Raw genomic sequence first — 8,146 nt, 5'->3', positions numbered from 1 at the left:
GCCGGCGTCCTATGGCGACGTCACCGTCCGCCCGATCCCGCAGAAGCCGTCTCTGTTCCCGGATCCGGAACAGTCGCGCGCCGTGTCCGAAGAGCCGCTCGCGCCGGAAGCCTTCGTGCCGCCGGCCGCCGACCGCGCCGCGATGCGCCCGCCGCGGATGCCGCGGTTCGACGAACTGCCGGTGCCTGCCCAGAACGAAATCCGCCAGGCCCGCGGCGACGGCGAAGAGGATCATCCGCAGAAGAATCGGCTGTCGCTGCTGCAGCGCCTCGCCAACGGCCTCGGCCGCCGCGACGACGAGCCGGCCGAAGCGCCGCAGGTCGCCCGCAACGGCGGTCCGCAGATGCCGCCGCTGCCGGAGCGCCGGCCGCAGCGCAGCGTCGCCGATCAGATGGGTAAGGAGCCGGTGTCCGAGTACGCCAAGCGTCCGGCGCCGCAGGGTCTCGACATGCACGGCCGCCCGGCGCCTGTGGCCCCCGCGCCACAGGGCGACGACCATCTGGATATCCCCGCCTTTCTCCGGCGGCAGGCGACCTGAAACAATGTCTGAAATCTGACCAAGCTCAGGGCCTCGGCGATCCGCCGGGGCCCTTTTTTGTGGCAGGCCGGTATTCTGGCCTTCAAAATCTAAGTCACTGAAAAATCGTCAGTTTACGACTTTAGGCGGAACTGAAACGAAATCGCGCCGATCACGATTGATGTCGAATTCGATCGGCAGGCGGCGGTAATGCGGCGGGTTTGGGGTAACAATCCGTAAAAAAGCGTGAGTTGGCGCGATTTGGGGCAGTGCTATGGTCAATACGGACTTGGGGACGCCTAGAGCGAGTCGCCCGGCCGACAGGACCGGAACGATCTCCGCACTGCGTCAGTGGGACACTTTACTTATGAAGTTCAGCCGGCAAACCACGCTGCGTTCGCAAGCCACGGTGACGGGCGTAGGTGTTCATTCGGGCCGTCCTGTGACTCTGACGTTGGGACCCGCAGATATCGATGCGGGTTTTCTTTTTGTCCGGACAGGACTTGATGGCGCCGATCGCGAGATCAAGGCGACGTCCAAGTCGGTGGTCGCCACCGAGCTGGCCACCGTCCTCGGCGACAGCGACGGTCCGCTGGTCTCCACCGCCGAACACATTCTCTCCGCGCTGCGCGGCATGGGCATCGACAACGCCACGATCGAAGTCGACGGCCCCGAAGTCCCGATCATGGACGGCAGCGCCGCTCCGTTCGTCGCGGCCATCGACCAGGCCGGCCTCCGCGAACAGGCCGCTCCCCGCAAATACCTTCAGATCTTGAAGCCCGTCTCCGCCGCGATCGGCGAATCCTTCGGCGAGTTCCGGCCCTACGCCGCCGGCTTCCGCGTCGAAGTCGAAATCGACTTTTCCAATCCGCAGATCGGCAAGCAGAAATATGCGCTCGCGGTCGAGCCGGAGATCTTCCGCCGCGAAGTCGCGCGCGCCCGCACCTTCGGCCGCATGAACGACGTCGCCCGGCTGTGGAAGATGGGCTACGCGCTCGGCGCCTCGTTCGAGAACTCGGTGGTGTTCGACGACGACCGTCTGCTCAACCCGGAAGGCCTGCGCTACTCCGACGAATGCGCCCGGCACAAGGCGCTGGATGCGATCGGCGACCTCGCGCTCGCCGGCCTGCCGATCCTCGGCGCCTATCGCTCGGTGCGTGGCGGCCACAAGCTCAACCACACCGTTCTGACCACTCTATTGGCCGATCGCAGCGCCTGGCGCGTGATCGAAGCCGAGCCGGCGCGTCGCGCCGTGCGCGGCCACGCCGAAGCCGTCACCGGCCTGGTCGGCGGCATGGTGGCTCCGGCCTACGGTCCGGACGTGTCCTGACCGCAACAGCGCGTCAGGCGATTTTCCACATCTTGCGGCCTGTTAACCGATTGGGCCGGCCGCCTTATTCCCGGCGAATTAGCTGCGTACCCGGTTGGTGAAGTCACCTTTTTCGGCTAAACAGCCGGCGGTTGACTCCACGCTTTCCGGCGCAGGTCGATGGCTCAGGCCACAGCGGTCTGGTCGATTGCCGGGGCACCGTTCTCCATTTGTCGGGTTGGAATTGATGTCGGCACAGCGGATCGCGCTCGGACTGCGGAACGGAGAGACTTCTCGCAGGGGCGATCGCCTGCGGCGCGGGCTGCCGATGATCTTCAGCCTGCTGGCTCTGTCGCTTCCGCTCGGCGGCTGCGGCACCGGCGCGTTGTGGGACAAGTTCCTGGCCAAAGACGACAAGATGGTCGATGAGCCGGCGGACAAGCTCTACAACGAGGGCTTGTACCTGATGAATCAGGACAAGGACACCAAGGGCGCCGCCAAGAAGTTCGAAGAAGTCGACCGCCAGCACCCGTATTCGGATTGGGCGCGCAAGTCGCTGCTGATGTCCGCCTACGCGTACTATCAGGCCGGCGACTACGACAGCTGCATCGGCGCCGCCACCCGCTACGTCACGCTGCACCCCGGCAGCTCGGACGCTGCCTATGCGCAGTACCTGATCGCGGCGTCGAATTACGACCAGATCCCGGACATCTCGCGCGACCAGGGCCGCACCGAAAAGGCGATCGCCGCGCTCGAAGAGGTGATCCGCAAATATCCGACCTCCGAATATGCCAACAGCGCCAAGCAGAAGCTGGAAGGCGCCCGCGACCAGCTCGCCGGCAAGGAGATGGATATCGGCCGCTATTACATGAGCAAGCGCGACTACGCCGCGGCGATCAACCGGTTCAAGACCGTGGTGACGCGCTATCAGACCACCCGCCACGTCGAAGAGGCGCTGGCGCGTCTGACCGAGGCCTATATGGCGATCGGCATCGTCGGCGAGGCGCAGACCGCCGCCGCTGTGCTTGGCCACAACTTTCCTGACAGCCGCTGGTACAAAGACGCCTACAATCTTGTAAAGTCGGGGGGACTCGAACCCACCGAGAACAAGGGCTCCTGGATCAGCAAGTCCTTCAAAAAGCTCGGTCTCGGATAGGACCGTCTCCCATGCTTTCGCGCCTTTCGATCCGCGATATCGTGTTGATCGAGCGGCTCGACATCGAATTTTCCCGTGGCCTTGCGGTGCTGACCGGCGAGACCGGTGCCGGCAAGTCGATTCTGCTCGATGCCTTTGCGCTGGCGCTCGGCGGCCGCGGCGATGCCGCGCTGGTCCGCCACGGCGCCGAGCACGGCCAAGTCACCGCCAGCTTCGATGTCGCCAAGACCCATCCGGCGTTCGCGATCCTCAAGGCCAATGGCCTCGACGATCGTGAGGTCGACGAATCCGGCGAACTGATCCTGCGCCGCGTTCAGCTCGCCGACGGCCGCACCCGCGCCTTCATCAACGATCAGTCGGTGAGCGTGCAGACCCTCAAAGCGGTCGGCGCGACGCTGGTCGAAATCCACGGCCAGCATGACGAGCGGGCGCTGGTCGACGCCGCCACCCATCGCCGGCTGCTCGATGCCTTCGCGGGGCTCGAGAAAGACGTCGCCGCGCTGGAGACGCTGTGGGAAGGCCGGCGCACCGCGCGGGCCGCGCTCGACGCCCACCGCGCCGGCATGGAGCGTGCCGCCCGCGAGGCCGACTATCTGCGCCATGCCGCCGATGAGCTGAAGCAGCTCGCGCCGCAGGACGGCGAGGAGACCACGCTGGCCGAGCGCCGCGCCACCATGATGCAGGGCGAGAAGATCGCCGCCGATTTGCGCGAGGCGCAGGAGGCGGTCGGCGGGCCGCATTCGCCGGTCGCCTCGCTGGCTGCCGCGGTGCGCCGGCTGGAGCGCCGCGCCGGCTCCGCGCCGCAATTGGTCGAGCCGGCGGTGAGAGCCATCGACGCCGCCATCAACGCGCTGGAAGAGGCCGATCAGCATCTCAACGCCGCGCTGGCGGCTGCCGATTTCGATCCGTTGGAACTGGAGCGGATCGAGGAGCGGCTGTTCGCGCTGCGCGCCGCCGCCCGCAAGTATTCGACCCCGGTGGATTCGCTCGCCGCGCTCGCGGCGCAATACGTCGCCGACGTCGCGCTGATCGATGCCGGCGCCGATCGGCTGGTGGTGCTGGAGAAGGACGCCGCGGAAGCCGACGCCCGCTACAGCGCCGCCGCTGCGAAGCTGTCGGCGGCTCGGACCAAGGCGGCCGACAAGCTCAACAAGGCGGTCGGCGCCGAGCTGGCGCCGCTCAAGCTCGAACGCGCCAAGTTCATGACCCAGGTCGAGGCCGATGACGCGGCCCCGGGGCCGCAGGGCATCGACCGGGTCGAGTTCTGGGTGCAGACCAATCCCGGCACGCGCCCGGGCCCCCTGATGAAGGTAGCGTCGGGCGGCGAGCTGTCGCGCTTCTTGCTGGCGCTGAAGGTGGTGCTGTCCGACAAGGGCTCGGCACCGACCCTGGTGTTCGACGAGATCGACACCGGCGTCGGCGGCGCTGTGGCCGATGCGATCGGCGCACGGCTGGGGCGGCTCGCCTCCAAGGTCCAGGTCATGGCCGTCACCCACGCCCCGCAGGTCGCCGCCCGTGCCGACCAGCATTTGCTGATCTCCAAGGCCGCCCTCGACAAGGGCAAACGCGTCGCCACCCGCGTCGCCGCCCTGGAACAAGACCACCGCCGCGAAGAAATCGCTCGCATGTTGGCTGGCGCCGAGATCACCGCAGAGGCGAGGGCCGCGGCCGACCGGCTGATCAAGGCGGCGGGGTAGGGCGCACGCCGCTGGGCTCCGAGAGCTACGGCGGACATCGAGATTCCGGGTTCGCGAGCTGCGCTCGCGCCCCGGAATGACTCGCTGAGGGGCCGTTTCTCAACACGCCGTCATTCCGGGGCGCGCGCAGCGCGAACCCGGAATCCCGAGATTCAGGGCACCCGGCCCCAGCCTAGCGTGCGATCGTCTCGAACAGATCGTCCCAGCCCGGATTGTTGCGCTCGATCAGCGCCACTTTCCACGCCGTCGCCACTTCTTGATCTCCTTCTCCCTTGTGGTGGCGGAGATCGGGTCGTCGTGGATTTCGAACCACATCAGTCTGGCGATGTTGTATTTCGACGTGAAACCCGGCACGGCTTTGGTGCGATGCTCATAAGCCCGGCGGACGAGGTCGTTGGTGACGCCGACATACAGCGCACCGTCTTTGCGGCTGGCGAGCAGATAGACATAATAGGCCACCGGCGCCTCGCGCGCGGCGAGATTCCGGTTCGCTTGCTGTCGCAAGCGCCCCGGAATGACTCGCGGTAAAGCTAAACACCTCTCCCCAAGGTCATTCCGGGGCACGAGCGTGAGCTCGCGAACCCGGAATCTCAAGTGCGAAAAATGGCTGCGAAGACCAAACCCGCCCCCGACATCGCCACCCTCACCAAAGCGAAAGCCAAGGTGGAGCTGATGCGATTGCGCCTCGAGATCGAGGGGCTCGACAAGGCGTACTATCAGGACGACGCGCCGAAGATTTCGGACGCTGACTACGACGCGTTGCGGCGGCGGCTGGAGGCAATCGAGCAGAAGTTTCCCGAACTGGTCAGCGCCTCGTCACCGACCCAGACCGTCGGCGCGGCACCGGCGCGCGGCTTTGCCAAGGTTCAGCACGCGGTGCCGATGCTGTCGCTCGGCAACGCGTTTGCCGATGACGAAGTCGCCGAGTTCGCCCTACGGGTGCAGCGCTTTCTCAAGCTCGACGACGTGCCCGCGATCGTTGCCGAGCCGAAGATCGACGGCCTGTCGCTGTCGCTACGCTACGAGAACGGCGAGCTGGTGCGCGCGGCCACCCGCGGCGATGGCTTCACCGGCGAGGACGTCACCGCCAACGTCCGCACCATCAAGGACGTGCCGAACACGCTGAAGGGCAGGCACATCCCCGCCGCCTGCGAGCTGCGCGGTGAGGTCTATATGCTGAAGCAGGACTTCCTCGCGCTCAACAAGCGTCAGGAGGAGGCGGGCGAGACCGTGTTCGCCAATCCGCGCAACTCCGCCGCTGGTTCGCTGCGGCAGAAGGACGTGTCGGTCACCGCCTCGCGGCCGCTAAAGTTCTTCGCTTATGCGTGGGGCGAAATGAGCGACTATCCGATGGAGGAGCCGACCCAGCACAAGATGCTGCAATGGCTCGATCACGCAGGCTTTGTCGTCAATCCCGAGATCACGCTGTGTCACAGCGTCGAGGACGCGCTCGCGTTCTATCGCCGGATCGGCGAGAAGCGCGCGGCGCTGCCGTATGACATCGACGGCGTGGTCTATAAAGTCGACCGGCTCGACTATCAGGAACGTCTCGGCTTCGTATCGCGCTCGCCGCGCTGGGCGATTGCGCATAAGTTTGCCGCCGAGCAGGCGACGACCGTGCTGGAGAAGATCGACATCCAGGTCGGCCGCACCGGCGCGATGACGCCGGTGGCGCGGCTGCAGCCGGTGACGGTGGGCGGCGTGGTGGTACAGAACGCGACGCTGCACAATGAGGACTACATCAAGGGCATCGGCAACGATGGCGAGCCGATCCGCGATGGCGTCGACATCCGCGAAGGCGACACCGTGGTGGTGCAGCGCGCCGGCGATGTGATCCCGCAGATCGTCAGCGTGGTGATGGAGAAGCGGCCGGATACGGCGAAGCTGTATCACTTCCCGCACAAATGCCCGGTGTGCGGCAGCCACGCGGTGCGCGAAGAGGGCGAGGCGGTGTGGCGCTGCACCGGCGCGCTGATCTGCCCGGCGCAGGCGGTGGAGCGGCTGAAGCACTTCGTGTCGCGGCTCGCCTTCGACATCGACGGGCTCGGCGAAAAGCAGATCGAGCTGTTCCACGAGCGCGGCTGGGTGCAGGAGCCGGCCGATATCTTCACGCTGAAGGCCCGCAATGCCGAGCTGAAGCTCGAACAGCTCGAAGGCTACGGCGAGACCTCGGTGCGCAACCTGTTCGCCGCGATCGACGCGCGGCGCACGATCGAGCTGCACCGGCTGATCTTCGCGCTCGGCATCCGCCATGTCGGCGAGGGTAACGCCAAGCTGCTGGCGCGGCACTACGGCACGCTGGATGCGTTCCTCAGCGCGATGCGTGCCGCCGCCGACGCGCAGACCGAGGAGGGTAACATCTCGGAGGCGTATCAAGACCTCGACAACATTGCCGGCATCGGCGACGTCGTGGCCGAAGCGGTGGTCGAGTTCTTCGCCGAGGAGCGCAACATCAAAGCGCTCGATGCGCTACTCGCCGAACTCACCGAGGTGCTGCCGGCCGAGCAGGCGCGGCGCGACACCGCGGTCGCCGGCAAGACCGTGGTGTTCACCGGTTCGCTGTCAAAATTCACCCGCGACGAAGCCAAGGCCGCGGCCGAGCGGCTCGGCGCCAAGGTCGCCGGCTCGGTGTCGAAGAAGACCGACTACGTGGTCGCCGGCGAAGACGCCGGATCGAAACTGACCAAGGCGAAAGACCTCGGCGTCACTGTGCTGACTGAAGACGAGTGGCTGGCGCTGATCGGAAACTAACCCCGTCATTCCGGGGCGCGCGGAACGCGCGAACCCGGAATCCCGAGCTGTTCTGCCGATCGAGATTCCGGGTTCGCTCACTTGCGTGAGCGCCCCGGAATGACTCGCTGCAAGGGAGACGAAGCTCCGCTCTACACCAGCGTCTCTTCTTCCGCCTTCTCGATCATTTCCTCGGTCGCGATCAGATTGCGGCGCGGCACCAGGAAGATCATCGCCGAGGCGCAGGCGAGTGCCGTCCCGAAGATCGCGATATTGAGCGGCAACGGCGTCGCGAAATGGCCGCCGAGCCAGGCGCCGGCCTGCGAACACAGCGAGCCGAACCCGAATTGGGTGAAGCCCATCAGTCCGGATGCGGTCCCGGCGGCCTGCGGGCGGATGCTGATCGCGCCGGCGGCGGCATTGGCCATCACCGCGGCGTTGCCGAACATGATGATCATGTGGGTGCCGAACAGCCAGCTCGGCACCTGATTCCAGCCGAGGAAGCCCCACGCCAGATTGAGCAGCGCCCCGACGATCTGCAAGCTGAGTCCGAACCAGATCAACCGGTCGAGCGAATGCCGCGGCGAGAATTTCACGCAGAATACGTTGCCCATCAGATAGGCGAAGCCGGAGCTGGCGAACCAGGCGCCATACTCGGCGCTGCTGCGGCCCATCTGCGTCACCACGACGTAGGGGCCACCGCCGGCGAAGATGAAGATGATCGCCGACGCCAGCAC

Annotated in this window: 5 protein-coding genes and 2 pseudogenes; 5 read left to right on the top strand and 2 right to left on the bottom strand. The window is 66.2% G+C overall.

All coding sequences use genetic code 11. The features are described 5' to 3' along the window. From DYI24_RS16320 to recN, 4 genes and pseudogenes are all read left to right on the top strand, one after another. A pseudogene (locus DYI24_RS16320) lies at window positions 1-538 on the top strand (cell division protein FtsZ); the annotation flags it as partial. A gap of 346 nt (window positions 539-884) precedes the next feature. Further along, entirely contained in the window at window positions 885-1,847 is a 963-nt protein-coding gene (lpxC, locus tag DYI24_RS16315; protein WP_107345299.1) for a UDP-3-O-acyl-N-acetylglucosamine deacetylase, read from the top strand. Between the two features lie 226 nt (window positions 1,848-2,073). Further along, window positions 2,074-2,982: an outer membrane protein assembly factor BamD gene (locus tag DYI24_RS16310; RefSeq protein WP_164573044.1), complete on the top strand. Its 909-nt coding sequence runs from the start codon at window positions 2,074-2,076 to the stop codon at window positions 2,980-2,982. Between the two features lie 11 nt (window positions 2,983-2,993). Next, window positions 2,994-4,679 (top strand): DNA repair protein RecN, encoded by a 1,686-nt coding sequence (gene recN, locus DYI24_RS16305; RefSeq protein ID WP_164573043.1) that lies wholly within the window; start codon window positions 2,994-2,996, stop codon window positions 4,677-4,679. Window positions 4,680-4,851: 172 nt separating this feature from the next. Here recN and DYI24_RS16300 read toward each other — a convergent pair. Then, window positions 4,852-5,138 (bottom strand): annotated as a pseudogene (locus DYI24_RS16300) (GIY-YIG nuclease family protein). Window positions 5,139-5,282: 144 nt separating this feature from the next. On the opposite strand from DYI24_RS16300, the gene ligA reads away from it, so the two are divergent. After that, window positions 5,283-7,430 carry an NAD-dependent DNA ligase LigA gene (gene ligA / locus DYI24_RS16295; protein ID WP_164573042.1) on the top strand — a complete coding sequence of 716 codons (2,148 nt, stop codon included), beginning with the start codon at window positions 5,283-5,285 and terminating at the stop codon, window positions 7,428-7,430. Between the two features lie 131 nt (window positions 7,431-7,561). Here ligA and DYI24_RS16290 read toward each other — a convergent pair. Continuing rightward, the coding region (locus DYI24_RS16290) for an MFS transporter (RefSeq protein WP_164573041.1) at window positions 7,562-8,146 on the bottom strand (585 nt) is incomplete at its 5' end.

The sequence above is a fragment of the Rhodopseudomonas sp. BR0C11 genome, assembly GCF_010820945.1.
Lineage (GTDB): Bacteria > Pseudomonadota > Alphaproteobacteria > Rhizobiales > Xanthobacteraceae > Rhodopseudomonas > Rhodopseudomonas palustris_H.
The sequence above is the reverse complement of the archived record's forward strand: the minus strand, read 5'-3'. Positions and strand labels throughout refer to the sequence as shown.

Excerpts from the sequence above, each read along its gene's own strand:
- lpxC (WP_107345299.1), top strand. The coding sequence starts at position 885 with ATGAAGTTCAGCCGGCAAACCACGCTGCGTTCGCAAGCCACGGTGACG.
- DYI24_RS16310 (WP_164573044.1), top strand. The coding sequence starts at position 2,074 with ATGTCGGCACAGCGGATCGCGCTCGGACTGCGGAACGGAGAGACTTCT.
- recN (WP_164573043.1), top strand. The coding sequence starts at position 2,994 with ATGCTTTCGCGCCTTTCGATCCGCGATATCGTGTTGATCGAGCGGCTC.
- ligA (WP_164573042.1), top strand. The coding sequence starts at position 5,283 with ATGGCTGCGAAGACCAAACCCGCCCCCGACATCGCCACCCTCACCAAA.